At 38.7% G+C, this 26,639-nt stretch carries 30 protein-coding genes and 1 pseudogene; 18 read left to right on the plus strand and 13 right to left on the minus strand.

Features of this window, described 5'->3' with window-relative positions; genetic code table 11:
- The first annotated feature begins 25 nt into the window (after window positions 1–25).
- The gene (locus MKX55_RS06875) at window positions 26–781 is read left to right on the plus strand and encodes an SDR family oxidoreductase (protein WP_339237096.1); all 756 of its coding nucleotides are present in this window, start codon (window positions 26–28) and stop codon (window positions 779–781) included.
- A gap of 135 nt (window positions 782–916) precedes the next feature.
- On the opposite strand, the gene MKX55_RS06880 is transcribed toward MKX55_RS06875, so the two are convergent.
- The 3 genes from MKX55_RS06880 to MKX55_RS06890 form a co-directional block, all read right to left on the minus strand.
- Window positions 917–1,381, minus strand: coding sequence for a DMT family transporter (locus tag MKX55_RS06880; RefSeq protein ID WP_339237098.1), 465 nt, complete (start codon window positions 1,379–1,381; stop codon window positions 917–919).
- 11 nt (window positions 1,382–1,392) lie between these two features.
- Window positions 1,393–1,821, minus strand: coding sequence for a DMT family transporter (locus tag MKX55_RS06885; RefSeq protein WP_339183492.1), 429 nt, complete (start codon window positions 1,819–1,821; stop codon window positions 1,393–1,395).
- 87 nt (window positions 1,822–1,908) lie between these two features.
- Window positions 1,909–2,223: a metalloregulator ArsR/SmtB family transcription factor gene (locus MKX55_RS06890; RefSeq protein ID WP_188733458.1), complete on the minus strand. Its 315-nt coding sequence runs from the start codon at window positions 2,221–2,223 to the stop codon at window positions 1,909–1,911.
- A gap of 397 nt (window positions 2,224–2,620) precedes the next feature.
- Here MKX55_RS06890 and MKX55_RS06895 point away from each other — a divergent pair, with 397 nt between their 5' ends.
- Together MKX55_RS06895 and MKX55_RS06900 are read left to right on the plus strand one after the other, a co-directional pair.
- The gene (locus MKX55_RS06895; RefSeq protein ID WP_339237103.1) at window positions 2,621–3,634 is read left to right on the plus strand and encodes a ZinT/AdcA family metal-binding protein; all 1,014 of its coding nucleotides are present in this window, start codon (window positions 2,621–2,623) and stop codon (window positions 3,632–3,634) included.
- Between the two features lie 192 nt (window positions 3,635–3,826).
- On the plus strand, window positions 3,827–4,156 hold the full coding sequence (locus tag MKX55_RS06900) for a hypothetical protein (protein WP_339237106.1): 330 nt from the start codon (window positions 3,827–3,829) through the stop codon (window positions 4,154–4,156).
- 168 nt (window positions 4,157–4,324) lie between these two features.
- Here MKX55_RS06900 and MKX55_RS06905 read toward each other — a convergent pair whose 3' ends face one another.
- Entirely contained in the window at window positions 4,325–5,545 is a 1,221-nt protein-coding gene (locus tag MKX55_RS06905; RefSeq protein WP_339237108.1) for a multidrug effflux MFS transporter, read from the minus strand.
- 307 nt (window positions 5,546–5,852) lie between these two features.
- On the opposite strand from MKX55_RS06905, the gene MKX55_RS06910 reads away from it, so the two are divergent.
- The 4 genes from MKX55_RS06910 to MKX55_RS06925 all read left to right on the plus strand — a co-directional run bounded on the left by MKX55_RS06910 (window position 5,853) and on the right by MKX55_RS06925 (window position 9,242).
- Entirely contained in the window at window positions 5,853–6,272 is a 420-nt protein-coding gene (locus tag MKX55_RS06910; protein ID WP_339237110.1) for a cupin domain-containing protein, read from the plus strand.
- 18 nt (window positions 6,273–6,290) lie between these two features.
- Window positions 6,291–6,611, plus strand: coding sequence for a carboxymuconolactone decarboxylase family protein (locus MKX55_RS06915; protein WP_339183507.1), 321 nt, complete (start codon window positions 6,291–6,293; stop codon window positions 6,609–6,611).
- 415 nt (window positions 6,612–7,026) lie between these two features.
- Complete coding sequence (locus MKX55_RS06920; RefSeq protein WP_339237112.1) at window positions 7,027–8,100, plus strand: Rpn family recombination-promoting nuclease/putative transposase; 1,074 nt, start codon at window positions 7,027–7,029, stop codon at window positions 8,098–8,100.
- A gap of 257 nt (window positions 8,101–8,357) precedes the next feature.
- Entirely contained in the window at window positions 8,358–9,242 is an 885-nt protein-coding gene (locus MKX55_RS06925) for a LysR family transcriptional regulator (protein WP_339237115.1), read from the plus strand.
- 119 nt (window positions 9,243–9,361) lie between these two features.
- On the opposite strand, the gene MKX55_RS06930 is transcribed toward MKX55_RS06925, so the two are convergent.
- The 4 genes from MKX55_RS06930 to MKX55_RS06945 form a co-directional block, all read right to left on the minus strand.
- Window positions 9,362–9,748 carry a DUF2255 family protein gene (locus tag MKX55_RS06930; protein ID WP_339237118.1) on the minus strand — a complete coding sequence of 129 codons (387 nt, stop codon included), beginning with the start codon at window positions 9,746–9,748 and terminating at the stop codon, window positions 9,362–9,364.
- Between the two features lie 93 nt (window positions 9,749–9,841).
- Complete coding sequence (locus tag MKX55_RS06935) at window positions 9,842–10,354, minus strand: CvpA family protein (protein WP_339183514.1); 513 nt, start codon at window positions 10,352–10,354, stop codon at window positions 9,842–9,844.
- A gap of 581 nt (window positions 10,355–10,935) precedes the next feature.
- Window positions 10,936–11,628: a hypothetical protein gene (locus MKX55_RS06940; protein WP_339237121.1), complete on the minus strand. Its 693-nt coding sequence runs from the start codon at window positions 11,626–11,628 to the stop codon at window positions 10,936–10,938.
- Window positions 11,629–12,163: 535 nt separating this feature from the next.
- Window positions 12,164–13,320 (minus strand): IS3 family transposase gene (locus MKX55_RS06945; RefSeq protein ID WP_339234313.1). Its coding sequence is split into 2 segments (ribosomal slippage): window positions 12,164–13,080 and window positions 13,080–13,320, totalling 1,158 coding nucleotides; the frame shifts between segments, so codons are not numbered across the junction.
- A 98-nt stretch (window positions 13,321–13,418) separates the two neighbouring features.
- Here MKX55_RS06945 and MKX55_RS06950 point away from each other — a divergent pair.
- The 4 genes and pseudogenes from MKX55_RS06950 to MKX55_RS06965 all read left to right on the plus strand — a co-directional run.
- Window positions 13,419–13,541: pseudogene (locus tag MKX55_RS06950) on the plus strand (maltose acetyltransferase domain-containing protein); the annotation flags it as partial.
- Window positions 13,542–13,607: 66 nt separating this feature from the next.
- Window positions 13,608–13,994 carry a DapH/DapD/GlmU-related protein gene (locus tag MKX55_RS06955; RefSeq protein WP_339238447.1) on the plus strand — a complete coding sequence of 129 codons (387 nt, stop codon included), beginning with the start codon at window positions 13,608–13,610 and terminating at the stop codon, window positions 13,992–13,994.
- Window positions 13,995–14,191: 197 nt separating this feature from the next.
- Complete coding sequence (locus MKX55_RS06960) at window positions 14,192–14,572, plus strand: VOC family protein (protein ID WP_339237124.1); 381 nt, start codon at window positions 14,192–14,194, stop codon at window positions 14,570–14,572.
- Window positions 14,573–14,720: 148 nt separating this feature from the next.
- Window positions 14,721–15,317 (plus strand): sugar O-acetyltransferase, encoded by a 597-nt coding sequence (locus MKX55_RS06965; protein ID WP_339237126.1) that lies wholly within the window; start codon window positions 14,721–14,723, stop codon window positions 15,315–15,317.
- A gap of 46 nt (window positions 15,318–15,363) precedes the next feature.
- Here the strand turns inward: MKX55_RS06965 and MKX55_RS06970 are convergent, their stop codons facing one another.
- Window positions 15,364–16,236, minus strand: coding sequence for a LysR family transcriptional regulator (locus MKX55_RS06970; protein WP_339237129.1), 873 nt, complete (start codon window positions 16,234–16,236; stop codon window positions 15,364–15,366).
- Between the two features lie 197 nt (window positions 16,237–16,433).
- Here MKX55_RS06970 and MKX55_RS06975 point away from each other — a divergent pair, with 197 nt between their 5' ends.
- Window positions 16,434–17,519 carry a nitronate monooxygenase gene (locus MKX55_RS06975; RefSeq protein WP_339238449.1) on the plus strand — a complete coding sequence of 362 codons (1,086 nt, stop codon included), beginning with the start codon at window positions 16,434–16,436 and terminating at the stop codon, window positions 17,517–17,519.
- A gap of 243 nt (window positions 17,520–17,762) precedes the next feature.
- Window positions 17,763–18,509, plus strand: a complete 747-nt coding sequence (locus tag MKX55_RS06980; protein WP_339237131.1) for an SDR family oxidoreductase — start codon at window positions 17,763–17,765, stop codon at window positions 18,507–18,509.
- Window positions 18,510–18,660: 151 nt separating this feature from the next.
- Here the strand turns inward: MKX55_RS06980 and MKX55_RS06985 are convergent, their stop codons facing one another.
- From MKX55_RS06985 to MKX55_RS06995, 3 genes are all read right to left on the minus strand, one after another.
- Window positions 18,661–19,038 (minus strand): MaoC family dehydratase N-terminal domain-containing protein, encoded by a 378-nt coding sequence (locus MKX55_RS06985; protein ID WP_339237132.1) that lies wholly within the window; start codon window positions 19,036–19,038, stop codon window positions 18,661–18,663.
- Between the two features lie 350 nt (window positions 19,039–19,388).
- Window positions 19,389–20,387 carry an inorganic phosphate transporter gene (locus MKX55_RS06990; RefSeq protein WP_339237133.1) on the minus strand — a complete coding sequence of 333 codons (999 nt, stop codon included), beginning with the start codon at window positions 20,385–20,387 and terminating at the stop codon, window positions 19,389–19,391.
- A gap of 15 nt (window positions 20,388–20,402) precedes the next feature.
- Window positions 20,403–21,020 (minus strand): DUF47 domain-containing protein, encoded by a 618-nt coding sequence (locus MKX55_RS06995; protein WP_339183532.1) that lies wholly within the window; start codon window positions 21,018–21,020, stop codon window positions 20,403–20,405.
- 417 nt (window positions 21,021–21,437) lie between these two features.
- Here MKX55_RS06995 and MKX55_RS07000 point away from each other — a divergent pair, with 417 nt between their 5' ends.
- Entirely contained in the window at window positions 21,438–22,304 is an 867-nt protein-coding gene (locus MKX55_RS07000) for an aldo/keto reductase (RefSeq protein ID WP_339237136.1), read from the plus strand.
- Between the two features lie 159 nt (window positions 22,305–22,463).
- Window positions 22,464–22,820, plus strand: a complete 357-nt coding sequence (locus MKX55_RS07005) for an MmcQ/YjbR family DNA-binding protein (protein WP_339237140.1) — start codon at window positions 22,464–22,466, stop codon at window positions 22,818–22,820.
- Between the two features lie 456 nt (window positions 22,821–23,276).
- Here MKX55_RS07005 and MKX55_RS07010 read toward each other — a convergent pair whose 3' ends face one another.
- The gene (locus MKX55_RS07010; RefSeq protein WP_339183535.1) at window positions 23,277–23,717 is read right to left on the minus strand and encodes a cell wall hydrolase; all 441 of its coding nucleotides are present in this window, start codon (window positions 23,715–23,717) and stop codon (window positions 23,277–23,279) included.
- Window positions 23,718–23,961: 244 nt separating this feature from the next.
- Between MKX55_RS07010 and MKX55_RS07015 the strand changes: the two genes are divergently transcribed.
- From MKX55_RS07015 to MKX55_RS07025, 3 genes are all read left to right on the plus strand, one after another.
- Window positions 23,962–24,810 (plus strand): AraC family transcriptional regulator, encoded by an 849-nt coding sequence (locus MKX55_RS07015; RefSeq protein ID WP_339238451.1) that lies wholly within the window; start codon window positions 23,962–23,964, stop codon window positions 24,808–24,810.
- Between the two features lie 109 nt (window positions 24,811–24,919).
- Window positions 24,920–25,510 carry a hypothetical protein gene (locus MKX55_RS07020; protein ID WP_339237143.1) on the plus strand — a complete coding sequence of 197 codons (591 nt, stop codon included), beginning with the start codon at window positions 24,920–24,922 and terminating at the stop codon, window positions 25,508–25,510.
- Between the two features lie 115 nt (window positions 25,511–25,625).
- On the plus strand, window positions 25,626–26,606 hold the full coding sequence (locus MKX55_RS07025) for a TAXI family TRAP transporter solute-binding subunit (RefSeq protein WP_339237146.1): 981 nt from the start codon (window positions 25,626–25,628) through the stop codon (window positions 26,604–26,606).
- Window positions 26,607–26,639 lie beyond the last annotated feature (33 nt).

A 26,639-nucleotide genomic window follows, 5' to 3' on the forward strand; every position in this document is an offset into this window, starting at 1 on the left:
CATTAAATCATAAGGAGTGGTTTTCATGACAACGATGAAAGGTAAAGTAGCACTGGCAACTGGAGCAAAAGGCGGAATGGGACTGGCAACGGCACAATTGTTTGCAAAAGAAGGAGCAAGTGTGGCCTTAGTGGATATAAACGAGCCTAAACAAGAAGCACAAGCCTTAGTTGATGCGGGTTATCAAGCGATAGCTATTCAATGTGATGTTTCAAACGAAGAAGCTGTTAAAGCAATGGTAGAAAAAACAGTTGATACATTTGGAAGATTAGATTATGCATTTAACAATGCTGGTATTCAAAACCCGGTCACAGACACAGTTGATTTAGAAGAAGACGTTTTCGATGATGTAATGGATGTTAATGCGAAGGGCGTTTGGCTCTGCATGAAATATGAATTGAAACAATTTGAGAAACAAGGTAGCGAAGGAGCTATCGTTAACTGTTCTTCCATGGGAGGAATTGTCGGTGTTCCTGGCCGTTCCGTATACCACGCATCTAAACACGGAGTAATTGGATTAACGAAGAGTACTGCCTTAGAAGTTGCTTCAAAAGGCATCCGGGTTAACGCAGTTCTACCAGGAATCATTGAAACGCCAATGGTTGAAAATATGTTAATTAATGAAAGTGATGCAATGGAGGAATTAATCAATCAACTCCCTATTCGCCGTATAGGTAAAGCAGAGGAGGTTGCTTCCGTTGTCCACTGGTTATGTTCACCGGCCGCAACCTATGTCATTGGTCAATCAATATCTGTGGATGGAGGATATACAGTTCAATAATTATTTGAAGATACTCTTTACGGGGAAAAGGTTATTCCAAGGGTAAAAGAATTACTAAAAGAAAATAAAGTTTTATAAAAAAAGAAGCTGCCATGAAATAATCATAGCAGCTTCTTTTTAATAGTTAGTTAAAAATCATGATTTAGCTTCCGCGATAGAGCGTTTATTTCCTTTATAAATGAAGTAAACAGCAATTATCATAAATACCATCGCAATAAGACGCTTCCAATCTAACGGGATGACTAAGCTATCGAACCATCCAAAATGATCAATAATCACACTAATTCCAAGCTGTCCGCTGATAATAGCAACATTGGCCGCGATGACGCCAATTCTTGGAACAGCTATGACAGAGAGAAGTAAGAACCCTGTGCCTAAAAATGCAGCGCTTAACTGCCATGCTGGTGCCGAAAGAATCCCAAGTACATTACCTTGGCTAAAAAATATAATAATAATTGTCAGAAATACTAATCCGGTTAACATAGTTAAAAACGTCGTTTCAATGGTTCCGGCTTTTTGGCTGAATGTTCCATGGACGGATGATTGCGCGCTTAATGTGATACCACCTAATAAAGTAAATAGAATCATTAATATCTCCATTAGTAGACCTCCTAGTTAATTAATATAAGAGCAATTATCATAGAAATAACTGCAAATACTTTTTCCTTATTAATTTTGGTTTGTTTAATGCCAAACCAGCCATAGTGTTCAATCACCATACTCATAATCAGTTGACCGATAATTACGGTAACCATTGTTATGCCAACTCCAACAAAAGGAACGCTGATCACGATAGCTGTTAAATATACAACGCCTAAGATTCCTCCGAGCAGAGACCATTTTGGTGCCTCCATCGCATAGGAAAGCTTCCCTTTTCCAAAGAATAACCATAATAACCCCATAATGAGTGTCCCCATAAAGAAGTTATAAAAACTGGTTTCCAGCTCTCCTATCGATTCTCCAAGCTGCCCGTATATTGCGCTTTCGAAGCTGAGTGCTGTTCCTGCTAATACTGCTAAAATATATGCTAAGTAACGCATGAAATAATATCCTCCTAAATCATTATATTTGAATATCTAGAATTATCGATATAAAGACACATAAAAAAACAGAAACCTGTCATCGACTTAGATTTCTGTTTTAAAATATTCAGCTAACCGAGATAATGTTTCTTCGTTTCGCCGATAATAAGTCCATTGACCATAACGAACAGATTCTAAGAGACCTGCATTTTGCATCATATTCAGGTATTGGGAAACCGTAGATTGAGAAGCTTTCGCTTTTTCTTGAATATCGCCAACACATACTCCTCCTTTAACGCTTACTCCCTTAGGCAGATGAGCGCCTTGTTTAGGGAAGTGCTTCTCCGGTTCCTTCAACCACTTCAAAATGTTCAGTCGAGTTTCATTTGATAACGCCTTAAATACATCAATGGGTTCCATGGTGGTTATTATATATCGAACTTTCACGATATGTCAATGTAGGGGATTGAAATTTAATGTAGTGTGTATTGCTGCTGCAAAGAAAAAAAGATAAAAAACACTTATTTAAACAACTTCACAAGTATTCTGTGTTTGGAGACAAAGACGAAAATATAGAGTATTAAAATCTGTATTTTGGTTTCAGCGATAGAGAAGCAGGTGATGGCTAACCACTAATAATAACAAGTAATAAGCACATAGAAATTTCTACTCAATCACCCAAAATAAACCTATTAAAATGAACACTTTTTAAAATAGTAAAAAATTTATATCCATTCCCCTATTGTATTCTTTTAAATATGATGGTAATATGTAAAACGTAATCGTTACTATTTACATAAAGAAGGGGAGAATTTGAATGAGTAAAAACTTGCTCAGAATTGCAGGAATATTATTTCTGGCACTGGTGCTTGCAGCATGTCAAGATACTGCAGACGAAGAAGATACCGGGTCGGAGGAAGCAGCAGCTACGGAAGAAGAAACAACCGAGGATACAGAGGCAGCCGAAGAAGAGGAACATGAGCATGATCATGAGTCCGAAGAAAATGCAGAAGCTGGCGGTGCTGAGATTGAAGGATTCAATGCCCATTATCACACTGGCGATACATTAAATCTTACAGCAGTCTCAGCTGAAGGTGAAGGAGACGGTCATTGGCATTGGTATGTCAGAGGCGGCGATGAAGGGGAATGGGAAGAAGCTGACGGCGGAGATGGAGAAACTTTCGAATCTGAAGCAGTAAACCACCAGCAGATAAAGGCGACATTATATGGTGAAGACCATGAAGTCATCAGTGAAACGGAGCCTGTCACCGTAGTAATTGATGACCACGATGGGGATGTGTATGAAGGCTACTTTGATGATGAAGATGTGGAAGACAGAGATATTTCGGATTGGGCTGGAGAGTGGAAATCCATCTACCCTTACTTTGAAGAAGGTGCTCTTGACGAAGTGTATGAGCATCGAGCTGAAGAAAGTGACGATATGACATTTGAAGAGTACAAGGAGTATTATGACACAGGTTATGCAACAGATGTAGATAACATCGAAATTACAGAAGATGGTGAGTTTACCTTCCATGAAGGGGATACAACCTATTCAGGAACCTATGCATATGACGGCTACGAAATCCTTGAATATGAAGCAGGAAATCGTGGTGTCCGATTCCTGTTTGAATTAGAAGAAGGCGATGAGGAAGCACCTCAGAACATTCAGTTCAGCGACCATATCATCGCACCACAGAAATCTTCTCATTTCCATATTTATTGGGGAGATGACAAAGACGAACTTTTGGAGGAAGTTGACCAATGGCCGACTTACTATCCTGAAGATTGGAGCGAGGAACAGATTATAGATGATCTGTACTTGCACTAAGCGTTTAAGAATTTATATACTGTGCTGTTACATGTAAATAATTGAAGAAAGCCTATAGACCTTATCGATTCTATATTAAAAGGTTTATAGTCTTTCTTTTTAAATAGCAATTGAGAAATAGAACGAGAATCCAAGCCCATTCCTTTTCTAGGTGAACGCATACATTAAAAGTGGATGTGAAAAGAGAAAGGAATGAGCATGAATATGGATGAGATGCATATGCCTTCTGCACAACAATATAATCAACATGGAATGATGGATTCCCGGCTCTTTTTTGGAGGACCGGGGCCGTGGGGACCGGGATTTTTCGGCCCAGGATTTGGTCCGGGATTCGGCCCGGGTTTTTATGGCCCCGGCTTTATTGGACCAGGTTTTGGAGGTCCGTATTATGGAAATCCAGTTTTCCAATATGGTGTCCCATTTTTGGGTGGAGTCATCACAGGTATGGCGATTGATAATTTCCCTCGTTCTAACCCATATGGATATGCAAATCCTTATTGGGAAGGAAATCAGTCTAGTTAAGTAAAAAATTGTCCTGCTGTGAAGTGAGTCTTTCCTGTAGAAGTCTTGTACGGAATTTGGTAGAGATATCCCTCGTTGTAAAATGGACGACATCGGAAGAGAAGTGAAAGATAAGAACAGTTGAAAAAGGCATTCCAGATTCGTTAGTCTGGAATGCCTTTTCACATGTTAAGCTGAAGGATTTTTACGTACAAATAGCAGATAGCTTAACAATCCGCCGAGATTGGCAATCACCATGGTGATCCCCATTGGAACAGCTGTATTTTCTCCGGCAATCCCTACAAAAGGGATCGCGATGCCGCCTAATAGATAAGGCAGAATTCCTAAGAAAGCAGATGCGCTTCCTGCATGCTTTTTCTGATTGCGCATAGCTAAAGAAAAAGTTAAAGGCGTGCTAATCCCGGTACAGGAAACAACCATAAATAAAGGAATAACAATCAAAGGTAAAGGTGCCTGTATCCAGGTCATGAAAAATAAAATAATGCTAAATAAAGTAGAGATGCACAGTCCGATGTAAAGGAGTTTATCTTCCTCTATTTTTTTAGTAATCCGACCAATGATTCTGGTGCCAAGAATAATTCCGGCGCCATTTAAAGCAAACAAGAAGCTGAACATTTGCGGTGATACCCCGTAAATGGACTGATAAATAAACGGTGTACCGGAAACATTAGCAAATACACCTGCCATGATTAACCCTTGAGTCAGTCCGTAGCCTAAAAATCGTTTATTCTTTGTTAATTTGCCAAACGTCATCAAGGTTTCTTTGATACTTCCATCGACCCGATTGGAGGCTGGATTTGTTTCGGGCAGAACGATAAAGATAAATGCCAATATGGCTAACGTCAGAAAGCCCAGCAACAGAAAAATACCCTGCCAATTTGTGAAGTTAAGAACCGCTCCGCCGATAATGGGAGCTAAAATAGGCCCGACTCCAACAAAGAGGGTGATTAATCCATATAGTTTGGTTAAATCCTTACCAGAATAGATATCCCGGACGATTGCTCTGGAAATGACAACTCCTGCTGAAGCAGTCAACCCTTGAAAAAATCTGGCAGCAATGAAAAGCCAGATGGAGGGAGCGAAGATGCATAAGACAGAAGCAAATACATAAAGAATCAATGCAGAAATAAGCGGAATTTTTCTCCCGCGCTTATCACTTAATGGACCAAAGACAATTTGCCCGGCTGCAAGGCCTAACAAACAAAAGGTCAAGCTTAACTGGACATTGGAAGCGCTTGTTCCAAACTCATTAGCAATCGTTGGAAAACTCGGCAGATACATATCGACCGTCAACGAACCAAAAGCCGCTAAAATACCTAATAGGGTACTTATAGCTATTTTTCTGGAATTTGAAATTGTATTTTTAGAAATGCTATTTGCTGATTCCATGTAATTCGATCACCCTATTCATTAGTTTCTCTTTTACTTTTTATAGTTTAGATTAACAAAGAATGGCACTGGTGTATAATACCTAAAATAGAAGAGGTAATGCCTTATAAGCATATTCACAAATTTAATAGGCATTAGACGATAAAGAAACGCAGCAGTAAAATAGAAATTGAAAAAGATAATAAGTATAGATACAGTCTTTCCAGCCGTTTATTCAGTTCTAGAATAGATAACTTGGAAGGAGAAAAACGTAACAAGAGAAAGCAGAAATTTCTTAGATCCATATCCGAAATGGGAGGAATAAAGAATGGCAAAGAATGAAGAAGTTAAAAATGGTGTGATTTTTCCAGCTGGAGAAAAAAATGATGCATTTGCACAATATTTTGTAGGGCAAAGCTATTTGCAAAGCTTAGTAGCCGATCCGGAAATCAACGTAGGTGTCGGTAATGTCACATTCGAACCTGGATGCCGTAACAATTGGCATATCCATCATGACGGTTATCAATTATTGCTGGTAACCGGCGGCGAAGGATGGTATCAGGAAGAAGGAAAACCGGCGCAATTCTTAAAGCCTGGTGATGTGGTCGTAACACATGACGGTGTCAAGCATTGGCATGGTGCAACCAAGGACAGCTGGTTTGAGCATATTGCTATCACAGCTGGGACACCAGAATGGCTGGAGCCTGTATCGGATGAAATTTACCTGAAATTAGAAGAAAATAAATAATAGAAAGAGGGATGAATCATGGCAAAGAAACAAACAGCAGGTCGTGATAATTTAGGAGAATTTGCTCCTCAATTTGCAGCATTGAATGATGATGTTTTATTTGGTGAAGTGTGGTCTAGAGAGTCTGAATTGTCTCCGCGTGACCGCAGCATGATTACCTGTGCAAGCTTAATGACTCAAGGTGTACCGCAATTAGAAGCGCATTTGAAAATAGCAAAACAAAATGGCGTAACCAAAGAAGAAATCGTGGAATTGATTACGCATGTTGCATTTTATACAGGGTGGCCAAAAGCTTGGTCTGCCTTTAATTTAGCAAAAGACATTTTTGATGAAGAATAAGTGGAAGACTAGCATATAATCAAAAAAATGATGACAATCTTAAATATAGGTTTGACCGCAATTGGCTCCCTTTAATATGAAGAGATAGGATGAACCCTCTCTTTTCATATAAAGGGAGTCTTTTTTGTGGTAAAGAGGAAATATACTTCGACTAAGCTCTCTATATCGAGGAAGGATGTTGAATGGAACGTAACCTTGGATAAGTAAAAAACAATTGGCTTTAATATTATAAAAAAACATGAAAAATGCAATATGAACTTCCTATTGTCATCGAAAAAGACACAAACCTTAGTTAAAACGTCATTTATACAGCGGTTTTTCAAGCAGGAAATCCTATTTTACCGTTTTGCATTCCCCATACATAGCCGCTATGATTAAAAGCAAATTTAATATTACCTGGGGATGTGATAAACTAATGATAACGACAGTAAAAGAAAATACCGTCAGCTATGATGCAAAGAATACGGACTATGACGGGCTTTGGAAAAATTTGATTGAAGAACTGTTTCAAGAATTTATGGAATTTTTTGCACCCGATCTGTATCCGGAAATTGATTTTGAAAAAGAAGTAGATTTCCCGAATATAGAACTTTTTCAGTTTGTAATTAATTCAAGAAAAGGCAGGAAATATTCAGATAGGTTAGCCAAAGTGACGCTGAAGAACGGTGAAGAAAAATACGTCTTCGTCCATATTGAAGTGCAGGCTATTGGAGAGCAAGACTTTGCTGAACGCATGTTTAAGTACTTTTATCGAATCTATGACAAACATAAGCATCCGATTTATTCCATCGCCCTGCTGACAGATGCAAGTCACCAGCATTATGAAGATACGTTTCGTTATTCTTTCTACGGAACAGAATTAACTTACTTATACAATGTCTATCGATTTTACGGAAAGGATAAGGAGAAACTGAAAAAATCTGATAATCCATTCGCTTTAGCAGTGCTTGCAGGAATCTATGTTAGTGAAAACTCAGGCAGAACAGAGAAGGATGATGAAAAAAGGTTCCAATTTAAGCAGCAGCTTATCAGTATGGCACTCGAAAAATATTCACACCGAGACACCTATCTTTCAGCCCTATTGTATTTTATCGATTATATTCTGCAGGTCCCAGCGGAATTACAGGAAAAACTGTATGAATCATTACCAATCGCAGAAAACGAAAAGGAGGAAGGAAAAATCATGGGAATGGAAAAATTGAGAGATACGCCGACATTTGGAAGACTGTTTAGAGAAATCGAGGAAGAGGCAACAAAAAAGGGCTTAGAAAAAGGCATGAAACAAGGCATGAAACAAGGTATAGAAAAAGGTAGACAGGAAGGAGTAGAAGTAGGAAAAGAACAGGGAATAAAGCAAGGCAGGGTAGAAGCGGAACGGAATTTTGCCACCAAGCTGTTAGAGAGAAACTATTCGGATGAAGAAATCACTCAATTAACAAGCCTCAACATGGAAGAAGTAAAAATGCTTCGGGAATCACTTGAAAATTAATGTAGAAAACAAATGAGAAAAATGATGCTTGTTGCATAAGTTCAAACTTGGTTGCTGCTTCATGGCTTCATAGTAACCAAGTTTTTTTATGTACATTTTCAAAATAACTTTAGTAAAAATTGCAATCAGAGAAGGAATTCAAGCTTTCTTCATTCAGCTATATTTATTATACTTTTCCACCAGAAATAATTATAATGGATTGAAAAGAATGCATGAAATAGGATTCAAAAAAGCCCAATAAAAATGAGGAGATCAAATTGGAATTAAGAGTATTGCGCTATTTTTTAGTAATTGCTGAAGAGGGAAGTATTTCAAAAGCCTCCGAGGTTCTTCATATAACACAGCCTACGTTAAGCAGACAAATAAAAGAGATGGAAGAAGAACTGGGTGCGGAATTATTTATTCGTGAAAAAAGAAATATGACACTTACTAAAGCTGGAGAGTACCTGGTAGACAGAGCTCAGGAAATTTTATCTTTATCTGATAAAACAACGCAGGAATTTATGAATCAGCGTAAGCAATTATTTAGCGGACATCTTTCTATCGGATGTGTTGAAGCAGATAATTCAGACACGCTTTCCATGATTCTGGAGGAATTTATTGCAGATTATCCTGAAGTAACATTTAGCATTTTCAGTGGTACCGGTGAGGATATTATTGATAAGCTGGATCGAGGATTATTAGACGTTGGCGTATTAATAAAACCAATCTCAACGGAAAAGTATGATTATGTCTCTTTTCCAAAAAAAGAGAAATGGGGATTATTGGTAGAAAAAAGCTCTTTTCTAGCTCAGAAAACGTCACTGGAACCAAAAGATTTAATTGGAGTGCCGCTGCTCGCTCCAGTTCGAAAAGAAGTACAAAAAATGCTTTCAACGTGGATGAATAAGGACTTAAACGAATTGAATATCGCCGGGGATTATAATTTGATTTTTAATGTGTTTTCATTAGTTGAAAATAAAATAGCCTCCGCGCTTGCGATCGAAGGAGCAATTATCCCCCGGCAGGATGAACGCTTCCGGTTTATCCCCTTGAATCCGTTGCTGGAAACACAATGTGTATTTGCCTGGCGAAAAAATGTCATGTTTTCTCCGGTAGTGCAAGAATTTATTAAAAGAATGAATGATGCCTTTAAAGTGTAGTTTATATTTTTGATAGTGTGATGGATTTTCAGTTTATAGAAATCAATCTCTTGATTAATTTCGTATAAAAAAGTAACCGGCTAATCGATATTTTGATTAGCCGGTTTTGTATCATCCTATTACACATTGCGCGGTAATATTTTTACAGTTGCACTGACGGGTCCTTCTTTCAGCATTGGAGAAAGATACATGCTGGAACCATATTTTTTTCTATATGCTTCGTCTATTTCTTCTGTTAACGCAGGATTATTATCCATTGGTTCAAATGTGACGTCATATTCTTGTCCAGCTAACTTTATCTTTCCTGCTTTTTGTTCAACGGCTGATTGATACCATCTGGAACGCTGGCCGTTATAGGCACGGACATACAGGTTGTTATCTGCTACGACAGACCAGATCCAAGTCGGTGTTCCAGATGTTTTTCCATCGCTGTAAAACGGGGAGATATACATATCATCCGCTGTAGAGAACGTTTCAAGCTGTTCTTGTGTCCAATTTGATTGCATGGTTTCTACCTCCTTATTCTTTAATGACTATTCTAATACTTAAAGTTCACTTTAGGTCAAGTAAAAGGATTGGAGGACTCTTTTATAGATGAATTAGAGTTTCCATGCGTTATTTACAGTTTCTACTACCTTCTCAGAAAGAATTGGGGTACGCTCAATCATCGTTTGTGCCAGTGTTGAGTCGGAAACCGCCTGTTGCAAAGAGACGATGGGAACGAAGGCGACAAGATTTAGAAAAAGGAAAACAACCAAATATACTTTTACAAAACCAAATGCTCCGCCAAGCCAGCTGTTTAAGATATTTATCAATGGCAGGTTTGCTAAAAAATGAAGGATGGAGCCCAGAATGTTCCATAAAATTCTTGTACCGATAAGCAAGAACAGAAAAGCAATACTTTGATAATAAATGGGTTCGAAATAACTGTCTGCTGCACCGGGGTAAGGGATCCAGTTTAAATGCGGGGCAATATCATTAAAAAATAGATAGGCAACGACAAGTGAAACAATAAAGCCCGTTATATTTACAAATTGTAGAACCAATCCTTGTTTCAGACCAATAAAGAAGCCGCCGACTAAAATAAGGGAAATAATTAATGTCAGTATCATTATATCCGCTTCCTTTCGCGATGATGGTATATTTTCTTGAGGGATAATGAAGCGTTAGCTGCTAGAGAGTTCGTATTAGTTAAATATTTCTATAGGTGATTGCGTATAAAATCATCCTTCACTTTATATTTTTTCTCTATATTGCTTCCCCTGCAATCCAGAGTTGATTACTTATTTAAAAAACGTCGCAATCGTAACGTTAACTTAATATTATCATTTGAAGTTGACTTCAAGTCAATAATGAAGGCTAATAAAATATACTGTTATTTTTTAGTTTTCTAATATAAGTTGTCAATAATAGAAGGAAATAATTTTCAAGACTGATTTTATTATAAATGTATAAATTGTTGATGCGCCAAATATGAATGTTTTTAACGGTAACCCAGCTGATCTTTTCGATATAGCATAAAAGTACTTGCGGCGGGGGAACGGTACATTTTGAGGAAGAATTAATAACTTTCTAATATAATACTTCAATGGAAAACCCTTTTATATGAGATATTAAAAATAACAGTCGGCATCGAAAAAGTCCAGTTCCTTATTGGACTTTTTCAATGCCAATTTTGCGTAAAGTCATCTGATTAATTTTCATCTATCTGGTCAGACTGGACTGTCCATGCAGCTTTATTCTGATAATCTCTGTTATTTGAAGTATAAAGACCAAAGAAAATAATATAGTCATCTGCACTCTCACGCATAGAAATAGCAATCTTATGATTTGCTTCTTCCCCAGGATCTAAGGAGGCTGCGTTTGTTGGATTGTCGGAGTCGATATTGTTTTGGTCATCGAGATACCAAGCCCCCATTCCGAGCCGATCTCCTTTTGTCAGTTCGTCATTCAGGATGACGGATTCATCTGCACCTAATGCTGCATCTGGTTTTTCAATTTTTATATTACTGTCTCCCAGGTTCTCGAATGTAAAATCACCGACCAGGTAAAATTCATCCCCGTCTTTCGTTTCTGCTCCAAGGTCCTGTGTTTTTTCTACACTGTTTAACGTTACAGCAAGCGGAAGGTTTTCTGATTGTGTGATGACATAGCCTTTGTCTCCCATTTCAAGCCCCATTTGGTCTTCGAGTTCAATTGGCTCAGCATCGGCATCACGGGTTACTTCTTCCGGAAGATTTGCGCCCGCTTCTTGATTTTCACTATCATCTTCCTGAGTGCCAGCGGTGTTGGTATCAGAAGCTTCCGTTTCATCGTTTTCTCCGCCGCATGCCATTAGTAATGCGCTTACAAATAAAGTCATCATAATCAATACATACTTTTTCATTATGTAACACCTCCTCCTTCGTTATGGTGGATAAATAATATCATATATTACCATACCATAGAGGACTGATTATTTCTATTTATCTAATAAAAGGAGAAGGGTATGAATGAAGAGGATTTTCCTTTATTTAACAATTTTTATTGATGTGAAACTAATTTAATAAATCCTTTAAAATGTTTTATGTTGAGATGAGTAATTGAGATTCAAGCCTACTGAAGGAAGTTTCACTTTATAAAGATTACCGTACTTATGTTAAACTTCATATAAAAGTCGTCTAAAGGAGGTCACAGTACGACAATGTCTAAACAATATCAAAATTTATGGATCTATGTCAATATTTCGGACACAACATAGTTAAGTCAAAATCTGCTTTCTCATTCTGATTCCCGGAAAACGCTGGGGGCTTGACATGAAGCCTCTGCGGGCATGATTGCTAAGCCAGGAAACCAGCTTATTTAAAACGTTACTGGCTTTGCACGAGAGGCTATCATGCCCGCCACTCCATGTAAAGCCGTGCACTGGATCAAGTGTTGCGTTATGCCGCACTTGCCTTTATCTTATTTTCTAGCTTTTGTGGTGTTTGATAATGGATACTTCCATGTATTCTTTTGCGGTTATACCACCCTTCAATATATTGGAATAACGCTACTTTAGCGGAATAAAAATTGATATAGCTTACATGATTGACTTCTTCTTTTTTCAAAATCGCATGAAACGATTCGATGCAGGCATTGTCGTATGGACAACCCTTATGACTAAAGGAATGTGTCATATGATAAGAATCAATCATTTTTGCAAATTCATCACTGGTATATTGGGAACCTAAATCCGAATGAAAGACTAATCCGTCTTGTGGTTGTTGAGTTTGATAAGCATTTTCTAAAGCTCTTGAAATTAAATTGGTTGTCATGGATCGTGAAAAAGCGTATCCAACTATCTTCTTTGTGTGTAAATCCATAACGGAAGCCAAGTAACACCAGCCATCTTTTAATGTGTTGATATACGTAATATCTCCAACCCATTTTTCATTCATCGTGGTTGTTGAAAAGTCTCGTTTCAAGATATTTTCACGCTCTATGATTGTTTCTTTGCTTGGTGTTGGTCTGAATTTCTTCATCACAATGGAGCGAATACCAGCTTCTTTCATCAGACGCTGCACACGTTTAAGACTCACCCGAAAACCTTTTGTTTGGAGAATATAATGGATTTTAGGTGCACCATAACGCTGTTTGCTTTCTGTATAAATGCGTTTAATTTCTTGGGTCAACATTTTATTTTCCTTTTTGCGATTTGATTCGGTTTTATTTAATGTATCGTAATACGTACTTCTAGGAACATGTAATACATCACAAAGCATTTGGATCGAATGGTGATTGGAATGTTTTTCTATCATCGTTGTCAGCTCAGAAAGACTTATTTTTTCGCGAATATGGCCATAGCCTTTTTTAAGATGTCATTCTCCTCCTGAAGACGGAGCATTTGTTTTTTCATTTTAACCATTTCATCTGGAGTAACCGTTGAACCATCTTCTGTTTTTATAGGAGAATATCTCTTGACCCAAGCATATATAGTTACTTCAGAAACGCCATATTCGTTACTTAAATCTCTAGCTGAGCTGCCAGTATTATAAAGATCAACAATCATCTTTTTAAAATCTTCATTATATTTTTTGCCATTATTTTTGTTTCCCATATGGACACAACCCTTCGTTATTAGTATTGTCAATTTCTTAAAAACTTAACTAGGTTGTGTCCATGAAACTATACTAGCATCATTTACTTGCTGGAAAACTCTACAAAACAGACGAAAAGATTCAAAGCATGAAAGAGAAAGGGAGATATTTATCCAGACTGTTTAACGAGACAACAGAAAAAGAAAATACGAAAAGAAAGAAATTAATTAAACAGCTATTTGGAAGTACAGGAGAAAACTATACTGTCAAACCTCCATTTTATTGCAGTCACGGCTTGCATATTTACGTGGGAGATAATTTTTTCTGCAATTTTAACTGTATTTTTTTAGACTTAAACAAGATTCATATTGGCAATAATGTTGCAATTGGTCCGAGAGTCAGCATTTACACTGCGCTGCATCCCATTGATAGAGAGGGGAGAAATACTGGTCAAGAATATGCCTTGCCAGTTATCATTGAAGATGATGTTTGGATAGCAGGGGATGTTGTAATCAATCCAGGGGTAACTATTGGTGGAGGAAGTGTAATTGGTTCCGGATCTGTCGTGACAAAGAACATACCAAAAAATGTTGTTGCTTTGGGGAATCCTTGTAGTGTTCATAGAGAAATTACAGAAAAAGATAAAAGTGATTGGGAGGCAATGTACGAAGCGTATCAAGCAAGTATAGAATAAAAGTATTCATCATAATTGTTGTAGAGAATGGAAGAGCAGAGGAACGAATTCTGTTATTATGGATTTAATGATACTAACTCAGTGCACTTGTGACGAACAAAGCAATATCCAGCAGGTGCATACTTATTTAAATGGATTATAAAATCTCGGACTGGATTTCTTGTTAAGAGAGGCCATCCGAAGGGAGAGAAAAAAATATGAAAATAGAACACGTGGCAATTTGGGTGAAGGATTTAGAAAAGATGAAGGAATTTTATGAAACGTATTTTCAAGCGGTTGCAGGTGAGAAGTATTATAATGAAAAGAAGGGCTTTGAATCCTATTTTCTAACATTTGATACATCTGCACGCTTAGAAATCATGCGTAGATCAGATATTGAACAATCCGCTTCTGCTGAGCTGCTAGGCTGGGCTCATATTGCTCTTTCGCTGGGCAGCAAAGAGCTCGTTGACCAAATGACTGCCAGATTAAAAAAGGATGGCTACCCGCTTGTAAATGGTCCGCGTGTGACTGGAGACGGGTATTATGAAAGTGTCTTTGAGGACCCGGAAGGTAACTTGATAGAATTGACTGTGTAATAGGAGAAGCCGATGGATATAGGGTTGTTTCGGATTCCGTCGTCATAAAGGAAGTGCCCGATAATATTTTAATTGCCGGGAATCCAGCGAGCGATTAGAAAACATAGATGGAATGAATTTGATAGAAAGTATGAAGGAGCTTATGGATATGAAAACAGAAAAAGAAAAAATGTTATCTGGAGAGATGTACGATCCGGAGGACTCCGTTTTATTAAAAGAGCGTCAAGAAGCGAGAGGGAAGGTTCGGCTATATAATCAAACGCTGGAAACAGAAGAAGAAAAACGCTCGAAATTATTGAAGGAACTGCTTGGTGCCACTGGAGAAAACGTTTATATGGAGCCGAACATCAGATTTGATTACGGAAGTAACACCTACGTAGGAGAAAACTTCTTTGCCAACTTCGACTGTACGATTTTGGATGTATGTGAAGTTCGATTTGGAGATAATTGCATGCTTGCGCCCGGCGTTCAAATTTATACCGCAACCCATCCCATTGACCCAATCGAGCGTAATTCAGGAAAAGAATACGCAAAGCCGATTACGATTGGAAACAATGTGTGGATCGGGGGAAGTGCAGTCATTAATCCGGGAGTAACTGTCGGAGATAATGCGGTTATTGCATCCGGTGCGGTTGTTGTGAAGGATGTACCGGATAATGTAGCCGTTGGCGGGAATCCGGCCAGGGTTATCAAAATTGTGAAAGATGAAGCGGACGAAAAAGTCTCGGAAAGTGTTCTGACGTGAGACTGGGAAAAGAAAAACCGGGCGGTAGCGTCCGGTTTTTTCTTAATTAAGACTTCACCTTCTCCTGAAATAGGTTGATAAATGCCGTCAAAGATGCCGGAATATACCTGTCTTTTCTATAAATAAATACGGTTTTCACTTTCTCGTATGGATGAGGGATGGAATGTTGTTTCAGGCTTCCCTCTTGTATATGTTTAGAAACAACACTTAACGGAAGCATGCTTAGGCCAAGTCCCGCCGATACACATCCAATAATTGCCTCCATTGTTCCGAGCTCCATCACTTTAGCAGGAATCACCCCCTCCTGGTGCAGCCAATGTTTAAGCTTTTCCCGGTAAGCACACCCTGAGCGGAAGACGAGTACGGTATCGGTTTGAATATCTTTGATGGAAGCGATATCCGGATGCTTTGTATCGGTTATCAGAACCATTTCCTCTTCGAATACTTCCTTTTGGATGAGAGCAGGGTGCTCAACAGGTGCGGCAATAAATGCACCGTCGATCTGATGCTGAAGCACACCCTGGATATTTTGTTCGGTAGGACCTGTTTTTAAGGTTAAATCCACTTTGGGAAAAGTCTGATGATACGTTGAAAGAAAAAGCGGTAAACGCACGGCCGCAGTTGTTTCCATGGACCCGATAATTAACGATCCGCCGGGTGTCTGATCATCCTTCATCGCCGCTTCTGTCTCTTCTATCAGATGGAATATTTTTTCGCTGTATGCTAAAAGCAAGCTTCCTTTGTCCGTCAATGTCATCCCGCGATTATATCTATAAAAAAGGGGGCTTTGCAGGCTTTTCTCCAATTGCTGTATTTTCATGGTAATGTTTGATTGTGCATATTGGAGCTCTTTTGCAGCCTGTGAAATACTCCCCAGCCTCGCAACCGTACGAAAAATGTTTAATAAATGCAAATCCATAGGAACCCTTCCTCCTTTTTCTCTCTGTTATCTGATGTATTGATATCCAATATCATAATTACGTATTATTCAATATACCAAAAAAATTGTATAATTTATATATCATTATTTAATCGAAAACCATAAAGTCCACAATGAAATGCTGCATGATAAGAAAAATAGAGACGTGAAGGAAAAGAACAGGGAGGCGGGAAATGATGCTACGTAATGAAATGATAAAATGTTTAAAGATAGCGTATCCGATTATACAGGCACCAATGGCTGGCGGGGTGACTACTTCAAAATTAGTAGCCGAGACTTCGAATGCAGGCGGTTTGGGGATGATTGGGGCAGGGTACATGGCTCCAGCGCAAATACGGGATCAAATCAAGGAAATTCGGGAGGTGACCTCAAAGCCGTTTGGAATTAATTTGTTTGTCCCTCAGCCATTCGATGTTTCAGAAGATAGTATGAAAGCTGCGAATCAGGCTTTAACCACAATTCGTCAGCAATTACATTTACCTGATAAGGATAACTTTGGAATTGCTGATTATAATGAAGTTTTGGAAGCATTTAAAGAACAGATTCAGGTTGTCATCGAAGAACAGGTTCCTATTTGCTCCTTTACCTTTGGCATTCCATCCCAGGAAGTGATTGCAGAATTAAAACAACATAATATAACGCTGATGGGAACTGCTACAACGGTTATGGAGGCAGTTCAAAATGAAGCGGCAGGAATGGATATGGTCGTGGTCCAAGGAAGTGAAGCTGGAGGTCACCGAGGAGGGTTTCTTAATCAGGAACAGGAAAGCTCTGATTCTGTCGGTTTAATGTCCCTGCTCCCGCAAGTGACGGATGCGATAACGATACCTACTGTTGCTGCTGGAGGAATCATGGATGGGAGAGGATTAGCTGCTTCAATGTGTTTAGGTGCACAGGGAGTGCAAATGGGGACGGCCTTCCTGACTTGTGTCGAAAGCGGAGCACATCCGGTCCACAAGGAAGCCGTGCTGAGCATTAGCGAGGATCAAACGGTCTACACCCGGTCCTTTTCTGGTAAATGGGCGCGGGGAGTTAAAAATCATTTTATCTTAGAAATGCAAAATCATGAAGTATATTTGCCGGATTTTCCTGTTCAAAATACACTGACGCAGGATATTAGAAAAGCTGCCTCTGCAGAAAATAATCCAGATTTCATGTCTCTTTGGTCCGGGCAAAGTACCAGATTAGCTAAAAGCCAAACAGTTGAAGTTTTAATTGAAAATATGGTTGCAGAAGCTAAAAAATTAAATATAAACATATAAAAGATGTATTATTTACTCCTTTTTGTATGACGGGGGCAGCTGAATATTAAGCTGTCCCTTTTTGATATGCAGGGTATGTGAAGCAGGGGCTGTCGATACAATAATATTGTAGCCTTAATATCACTTGACTCAATAGAGGCAAAAATAGATTGCCTTATATATGACCTAGCTCCCCCATAATCCCTGTGTTTTACAGCGTCCATCCAAATGTGTAACATAATTAGGCAAAGGGGGAATAGGATAATGACAAACCAAATGAAGCGCTTTGAAGGTAAAGTAGCATTGGTGACTGGAGGGCGTTCGGGAATCGGGCAAGCCATCGCGTGTCGCCTGCACCAAGAGGGGGCGACTGTCATCACTGCGCAGCGCGGCGAGGATAAGATGTTCGACTGGATTTCTGCTGATTTCTCCGATCCGCAGACACCTGAGCGCGTTGTAGCAGAGGTTATTGACCGTGCTGGACGGCTGGATGTTCTAATTAATAATGCAGGCATGATGATGGAAGCGAGCATCGAAGAAATGACTTTAGAGGATTGGCAGCGCAACATTAATTTGAATCTGACTGCACCGTTTCTATTGACACGTGCCGCATTGCCTTATTTGCGCAAGACACAAGGCAGTATTGTCAATACCAGTTCAGTGGAGGGGATGGCTGCAAACCCTGGGCATGCGGCCTATGCTGTCACAAAGTCCGGTATTCTAGGGTTAACTCGTTCCATAGCAGTTGATCATGGACAGGAAGGAATACGTTGCAATGCTGTTGCACCTGGATGGATCGACACCGATCTAAACATTAATCTTATCGAAAATTCACCAGATGCTGAAGCGTTCAAACGCGATCTCGGAAAAATTCATCCTGTAGGACGGACTGGAAAACCGGAGGAGGTAGCAGCGCTGGTTGCTTTTCTTGCTGCTGATGAAGCAGGCTTTATCACAGGACAGGTCTATACGGTTGATGGAGGCAGAACAACCAAACTGAGTTTGCCTTAATTTTTTCTCTTTTGAAATATATTGTAATGAAGCGATTTCAAACACATTAATTTTACGATTTACTCCCCCTGCAGTAGTTTTCAGGCCTGCTTTAGGGGGAGGTATTCCTCTGCTCCTTTTTCATTTTCCCAATATATAGATCTGACAAAATTTAACGTATTATCCCGGAAAAGCTTCCTTTTAATACGTTTTTGCCGTGTTGGTTTTTGCATAAGAAGGTTGTATCAATTGTTTTTCGTTTCTTTTTTGTTTCTTTATATTCTTCAATGAATACTTCACAAGTGATCGTGTCTCCGGTTAAGACAGGGCGTAGAAATTCAAAATTTGCATTACGGGCAAGCACGTTGTTATCTCCGCCAATTTTTGTTGGCAGTGTGGCAGTCAACAGCCCTTGAATAACGAGTCTTCCTTGTTCATCAGGAGTTTGGTGATGAATACCTGCATCACCTGAAAGTGCTGTGAATAATTCAACATCTTTTAATGTAAAAGTTCGTTCAAATGTAATGGTGTCTCCAGCTTTTAATGACATGATATCTATTCCTCCGGTTTAGTTGTAAATAGTAAATATTTTAGAAATATATTTTTATTTTATAGTAGTTTACTTCTTTAAGCTATTCATCATGTGTGTCGATATGATATAACTCAATATGCTTCCTGTCAGCTTATTTATGGCAAAGCTTTTTTAAAACGACGTAAGATGAATTCATTGAAACATGCATTCACCCTGTTGTTAATTTAAAAATACCAACATCAACAATAAAAAAGCCTTCCCTAATTAAGGAAAGACCAGATTATCTAAGTGTATAATGCCCTTCTGCTATACCTACAGCAAAGATACCCAGCTTTTCATGATTTGTTGTAACAGCAGCTATACTATTTTTAAATAAACAAATCTAAAATATAATAAATAGCCCCGCCAAGCGCAGCAGTTATTGGCAATGTAATCACCCAGGTGACAACCATCCGTTTGGCTACTCCCCAGTTAACTCCCTTCGGCCGGTGCGAGGCTCCAACCCCAAGGATGCCGGACGAAATTACATGGGTCGTACTTACAGGTAAATGAATGAGTGTTGCTCCAAAGATGACACCAGCACCAGTAAGGTCAGCTGCAACCCCATTTACCGGACGGATTTTCATAATTTTTCCGCCGACTGTTTTAATGATCCGCCATCCGCCGACAGAAGTTCCAAGCGCCATTGCTGTAGCACATGAAGCCTGTACCCAAAAGGGGATATCTGTCGTTGGGTGCATGCCGCCGACAATCAATGCCATCGTAATAATCCCCATTGATTTTTGAGCGTCATTCGTACCATGGGCAAAGGATTGTACCGATGCTGTTAAAATTTGTACGAGCCGAAACCGTTTATTGGTTTTTGCTAAATTGCTGTTTTTAAAAATAACTTTAATAATACTGTATATAATATATCCGATGATAAAGGCAATCACTGGCGAGGAGAGCAGCCCTTCAAGAATAGATAGAAATCCTTGAAAATGGATGGCGTGAACTCCTGCTGATATAATAACCGCTCCCGTAATAGCTCCGATAATTGCGTGAGAGGAGCTGCTTGGGATTCCTGCATACCATGTCACCAGATTCCAGATGATTGCCGCAATCAAAGCGGCTAAAATAACGACTAACCCATTATCCAATTCAAATGGGTCCGTAATGCCGCTCGTAATCGTTTGAGCAACGCCGGTAAAGGTTAATGCTCCGACAAAATTCATTACAGCGGCCAATATAATTGCTCTTCTGGGTGTCAGGGCTTTCGTTGATACCGATGTTGCAATGGCGTTTGCTGTATCGTGAAACCCGTTTATAAAGTCGAAGAGAAGAGCAAAAATTACAATCAATACGATAATTATAGTAAGAAAATCCATTTTTTAACCACTCTTTTACGCGTTTTTCATGATGATACTTTGAAGTGTACTTGCTGCATTTTGACAATAGTCTGCAATCTCTTCCAGAATTTCATAAATTTCTTTATACTGAATGACTTTAATAGCATCCTTTTCGGTTTGGAATAAGTTCCTTAAGGATTCACGGTATAACTCGTCGCAGTTACTTTCATATTCTTTGATCCGAATGGCATGCCCTTCTACATCTTTTAATTGATAGTCAGCAATCAATTCCATGGATGTCAAAATTTCTTCGGCGCATTTCAATATATAATTTGTAAATTGGTCAATATAATCATCTGAAGATAAAATATGATAAATATCCATTCTGGAGGAGAACTCTTCAATCCCATCCATAATGTCATCCAGATTATTGACAAGCTGAAGAATATCCTCGCGCTCAATCGGCGTAATAAAAGCCTGATTTAACTCTTTAATAATTTCATGAACCTTATCATCCGCGACGGATTCATGTTTTTTTATCGTATCGGAAAATTGTTTCAGTGTCTCCGAGTCTTTTACCTTGAAATGAACAAAATAATCTGCCGTTTCATGTAAATGCTTTGCAAAATCAACGAGATAAAGGGAAAATTTATCTGGTTTTTTCTTGAACATATTTCTTAACCTCCATTAAACAAAAAGAAACTTCGTATCCTTGTTTCCTATATATTTTACCAGTGATTTATAGAAAATAAAAAATAACTGTCCGATTTTGTCCATTTTCGTCACGAAGTACATTATACACTTTCATTTGATATTTTGTAGCTTTCTGTTAAAGAATATCCAAATATTTTTCATAATGAATTTCCGCAATTTTCTGCTTTTATCCTTGGCGGGTAGATGAGGAGAGGAAATAACAATGTATTTCTATTCCGGGAAGTGCTGAACGAAGGATATGTAAAGACAGGTTTTATCCAATTATAATAAAAAAACGATTGACCTATAGTTGACTATAGGTACTATAATCATTTTCAAAGCGGATAAGCTATAAAATATAGTCTATTCGTTTTATTTATACAAGGAGATGTTCACATGATTTTAAATGAAACGTATCAGTTGTCCAATAAGGTTGAAATTCCTAAATTAGGTCTTGGAACGTGGTTTATTGATAATGATGATGCCGCGCAGGCAGTGATAGAGGCTGTGAAACTTGGTTATCGTCATATTGATACAGCTCAGGCTTATGGGAATGAAAGCGGCATCGGTCAAGGAATTAAAAATTGTGGTGTGAATCGAGAAGATTTATTTATTACCACAAAACTTGCTGCAGAAATAAAATCCTATGAAGAAGCTGTTTCATCGATTAACGAATCCCTGGAGACGTTAGATCTTGATTATATTGACATGATGATTATCCATAGTCCGCAGCCGTGGATGGAGTTTGACGGAGAAGAGCGATTCTTTGAAGGGAATCGCGAAGCTTGGCGTGCTCTTGAAGAAGCATATGAAGCGGGGAAACTTCGTGCCATCGGTGTATCAAATTTTCAAAAAGAGGATTTAGATAACATTCTTGATCATTGCAATGTCAAACCAATGGTTAACCAGATTTTAGCTCATATCAGCAATACACCATTTGTTTTGATTGCATATACGCAGGAACAGGGCATACTTGTTGAGGCTTATTCACCAATTGCTCATGGAGAATTGTTTAAAAATGAAAAAGTAGCAGCTATTGCCGAAAAATATGATGTTTCCATTCCACAATTAAGCATCCGCTATACGTTGCAGCTTGGCTTGCTGCCATTGCCAAAAACGGCTAATCCGGAGCATATGAAAAATAATGCCGATGTAGACTTTACCATTTCTGATGAGGACATGGAATTTTTGAAAAATGTCGAGCGCATTGAAGATTATGGGGATGCGAGTGATATGCCTGTGTTTGGCGGGAAATTGAAATAAAAGAATACAGCCTCTCACTTAAATAGCTTTTCTTATCCAAATCGTAAATTTATTGATAACGCTTATGCAGGTTTGATGTTACCCAGAAAAGGGAACAATTTATTGGATAAAGCACTCCATAAATAAGTAGATAAACCAGCGTATAAGGGGGGGGTATCAATGTTAAAAAGAAAAGATATTTTTGAATATGTTAAAGAAAGATATGATGTAAAACCGGATTATCCCTGGGAAAAATTCCCGAATTTTGCAGCTTTAAGGCATAAAGATAATGAAAAATGGTTTGGCTTAATTATGGATATCACAGAAGATAAGCTAGGAATAAAAAACGATAGAAAAATTGATGTATTAAATGTGAAAGCCAGAAAGGAATTTATAGGTTCACTAAGAAAAAATGAAAATGTATATCCTGCATATCACATGGATAAAGATAATTGGGTCAGTATTGTTCTTGATTATACAAAGGATTTAAACGATATTCGAGATTTGATTGCAGAAAGCTATGAATTAACTACCTAAAAAAATATTTTTAGTCACTTTACAATTAATACTCGACTAGAGTTGGTATTGGAGAATGTTTAAAAAGTCCGGTGAAAATGACACTTCAGGAAGGGAATCCTCTACTAAGAACGCCCGCGCCGTGTGGGCAACGTAGAAGTCACCGCATCCTGTGGAAGTTCGTTGGCTTGCTTTTTCGTTCCTCATTTACCAGTTATGTATACTCTAATATTCAAAGCTGCGTCACTCGGCTTCTAGATTCTTTTTATCCTGTTTTTTGAACAGGCATTATTTAAAATCTAAACTCTTTAAAAAAGGACTGTTGCACAATGGTTATTTAATTGTGCAACAGTCCTTTTTCTCATATATCATAATTCAATTAATAGAGCCATTTTTCATTGGCTAGGTTCTAATAACCTGATTGTGAAAAAATATTCCTCTAGTCCGTATTACAAAAAAGTACGAAATACAAGTCTATCATCCCATATAAACACTGTCACATGTTCCTGGCGCCGGTTCATAAAAACAATGATCCATAAATTGACCGGAAAAAGGCTGATCATACCATGTTGGAGGACAGGGAGCATATGGATTAAAGTACCACAGAGCATATTTCGCCGGGTGTTCTCTCCAAAAATCCAGATTCTGTCTTGCTAATCTTTTTTCAAATGGTCTTGCTCTTTGATAAAACATGTTTCCTTTTTGAACGGCTTCAAAAGAGTAGTTTCCGCCTTGAACATGAAAGATAACATCATCAACGGTTACTAAATCCGTAAAATCACTGCAATCTGCTGCAACGCGGTTAACAATGACATTTCCAACATACAGCATCCCTTGTTTTCCTTCGCCTTCCGCTTCTGCCCTCATCATCCTCGCCATTACGTCAACATCTGCTTCCCGGTAAGCTATTCTTCCCATTATCTCACCTCTAGATATAATATGAAGGAAAGGCTGCATTCATGACCATGTCAGCTATAATTTTTAAGTACATGAATACAGGTGGAAAAACACCTGCTTTACGGGTGAAAGTAATTAGAAAAAAGGAAAACAAGCACATCGCAAAATATATCAAAAAGCAAATCGTGAATTTTGATATTCTATATTTAGATAAGGAGGGGAGCTTACGTTGAATAACTATGAATTCGTTGTAAAAAAATCCATTATGTATATCGAAGAGCATCTGCACGAGCCGCTTACATTAGAAGACATCGCGCAGCAATCCAATTTTTCGAAATTCCACTTCCACCGCATATTTCAAAAATCGGCAGGGATGACGATTACGGAGTATATTCGGATGCGCAGGCTGGCAAATGCCTCTGCCGCTTTGCTCTACTCAAAGGAACGAATTTTGGATATTGCATTTTACTATCAATTTGAATCACAAGAATCCTTTACAAGAGCATTTAAAAAAATATATAAGCTGCCCCCTGGCCAATATCGCAGGCTAATGTCTGACGTGATAAAAAAGAAGGAGGAATCGTATATGGAAACAAAAATAAAGGGCTGGTTTTTGAGCGGGTCAGATCCGTTTAGTTATGAAATGGGTTTGGATCATGAAATTGTTCATCAAGGAAAGGCATCAGGTTATTTAACATCGAAAACCGTGCTTGATTCTACACAATTTGCTACGATGATGCAGGCATTTAAGGCTGAGCGGTTTATCGGCAAACGTATTCGGCTTTCATGCTTCATTCGTACAAAAGATGTCGAAACCTACGCTGGGATGTGGATGCGGGTAGATGACACGACGGAGGATGTCGTTCAATTTGATAATATGAGTAACCGCCCGATTAAAGGGACAACAAACTGGAATCGTTATTCGATTGTGTTAGATGTGCCGGAAAAAAGTGCGGTTATTTCGTTTGGTATCAATTTAGCCGGCCAGGGAACCGTATGGTCAGATCAATTTACATTTGAAGAAGTAGATGAAAATACGCCGACAACGAATCTGGAGATACATGGTGAACTGCAGGATGAACCAGTAAATCTGTCATTTGAAGAGGAGATATGATGGAAGCGCTGCTTTCATAATGCTTTCGTATAAGGGGTAGTAAGCAAACGAAATCTCAATCTATCGATGGAGGCTGCTTAGCTATAACAAAAAGTGGGAGGTGAATCCAGTGTTAGGCGAATTCATAGGGGTTGCCAAATTCTTTCTCGAAATGTTTAAAGGGAATCTGCCGATGCTGCAATTATATGTCATAGCAGGGGGATTATTATTGGCGGTTATCTATGAACTGATGTATGAAACCAAACATGAGAGACATAGCTTTTGGTATCTACTGATGGAACGTATTTTTTTGAACATAGCAGGGCTGTTATTTTATATGAGCTTCTATATATTTGGTTTAAAAACGCTGCTAAATATATGGCCTTCTTTGCTCCCGAATCATTCTTTTGAGGCAGTGAGCTGGCTGGCGATAAGCTCTTATCTAAGTATTGTTTTATTGGTTCCTTTGGGGATATATATCGTTAAGGGTAAAAACTTCATTTTTCAAGTGTTTGGGGTCAGTTCTTATTTCATTCTTACTGGAGTGATTATTACATTGGTTCATACCATTTTTGCACCAAATATGGACTTACCGACCTTGTTAGTAATTTTGAATATCCTTGTTAATGTAACATTAACATTTTTCAGCATGAAATATGAATCCAATAAAAATAGACAAAAAAACATTCATAAATCAACAAAGGCGGCTTCCTCTTCATAGAGAGCCGTCTTTGTTTTACATAACAAAAATAAATAGTCAATGTTCCTTTGAAAGTTCTATTTTAATAAGACAAGGATTATAAATGTAATAGAAGAGTAGGGAAAAGGGGGAGAAAATGATGAAACTTAAGTATGTGGTGATATTGATCTTATTTATTGTACTAGCTGGACTGCTGCTTGCGGCCTGTGGAAGCGGAGACGACGGGGAAAGCGAGAGTGAGAGCGAGAGCTTAGACAGTAATATCGTAACCATTGCTACAGGCGGAGCGTCTGGTCCTTACAATATTATAGCGACTACTTTAGCCGATATTTACACGAATACGTACGATGTAAACTCCAGAACGCAGACAACCGGGGCTTCGGCTGAGAACCTAAACTTAATGGCAGAGGAAAAAGTGGAAATGGCTTTTGTGATGAGTGATGCGCTGAGTCAGGCGTTAAATGGGGAAGCGAGCTTTTCAGAACCATTAGAAGGCATTTCCCAGATTGCGAACTTATATCCGAATGTGGTTCAAATCGTTGCCAGGGCTGATGCTGGAATTGAAACAATAGAGGATTTAACTGGCAAACGCGTTGCTGTCGGTGATCAGGGATCTGGAGTAGAGCTGAATGCCCGTGCGTTATTGGAGGGACACGATATTTCTTATGACGATTTGCAGGCAGACTACCTTGGCTATGCCGAGGCGGCGGATGGTTTATCTTCAGGACGGATTGATGCAGCTTTTTTAACAAGCGGTCTCCCTAATGCTTCTTTACTGGAATTATCGGAAACAACGGATATTAATTTAGTAACGATCGATGCAGATAATATTACAGAAATCGCAGAGGAACATCCATACTTTATAGACTTTGAAATCCCGGCTGGCACATATGATAACGAGGAGCCTGTTCCGACTGCAGCTGTGCCAAATGCGCTGGTTGTGCGCAGTGATTTTAGCGAGGAGGATGTTTATAAACTAACGAAAACATTCTTTGAAAGCCTGGATACATTAAGTAATTCCCATCAAGCAGCAGAGGATATTTCATTAGAAGACGCTCAAGAGGGGCTCATTGCACCGTTACATCCAGGGGCTGAAAAATACTTCAATGAGCAATAAGAAAAAAAGAATTTGGATAGGGAGCTCGTTGCT

Origin of the sequence: Oceanobacillus sp. FSL W7-1281 (genome assembly GCF_037969835.1) — a bacterium.
Lineage (GTDB): Bacteria > Bacillota > Bacilli > Bacillales > Amphibacillaceae > Oceanobacillus > Oceanobacillus oncorhynchi.